This is a genomic window from Pseudomonas sp. PGPPP1 (assembly GCF_002255865.1).
In the GTDB taxonomy this organism is placed as follows: Bacteria; Pseudomonadota; Gammaproteobacteria; order Pseudomonadales; family Pseudomonadaceae; genus Aquipseudomonas; species Aquipseudomonas cremoris.
In genome coordinates, this window is the sequence record NZ_NKIG01000120.1 from 1 (window position 1) to 565 (window position 565).

2 protein-coding genes are annotated in these 565 nt (G+C 52.2%); both read right to left on the bottom strand.

The window, feature by feature from the left end:
• Positions 1-164, bottom strand: a 164-nt coding sequence (locus CFE47_RS31480; RefSeq protein ID WP_286843111.1) for a hypothetical protein, incomplete at its 3' end; no start/stop codon positions are given.
• A gap of 74 nt (positions 165-238) precedes the next feature.
• The coding region (locus tag CFE47_RS31485) for a site-2 protease family protein (protein ID WP_286843109.1) at positions 239-565 on the bottom strand (327 nt) is incomplete at its 5' end.

A 565-nucleotide genomic window follows, 5' to 3' on the forward strand; every position in this document is an offset into this window, starting at 1 on the left:
TCATCAGCCTGTTCACCGACGTTCAACGGTAATGCACCAAAGACGCTACCCGCGGAAACCCGCTGGAGGCCGTTGACGCGAATATCGGAGATGGTGAAGGACTCGGCGTGAACTTCGGCGATCATCAATACGGTGAGAACCGCAGTTAGCAGCAGACGTTTCATGAAGTCCTTTCTTATTCCAACTGGCAATAAACAAACTGCCGCAAAATGCGGCAGATTCGCAATTCAGCGAAGCGTTACAGTCTTCCCAGATCGTTGACCAAGGCTAACAACATCACCCCGACCACCAAACTGATACCGATCTGTATCCCCCAACCCTGCACCCGATCCGACAAGGGACGACCACGCGCCCACTCGACCAGATAAAACAACAGATGCCCCCCATCCAATACAGGAATGGGCAGCAAATTCAGAACGCCCAGGCTAATACTCAGATAAGCCAGGAAATTCAGGAAATCCGCGACACCCGACTGGGCAGAAGCGCCCGCCACTTTAGCAATGGTTATCGGTCCACTCAAGTTTTTTACCGAGAGCTCGCCGAACAACATTTTCTTGAGGGATTC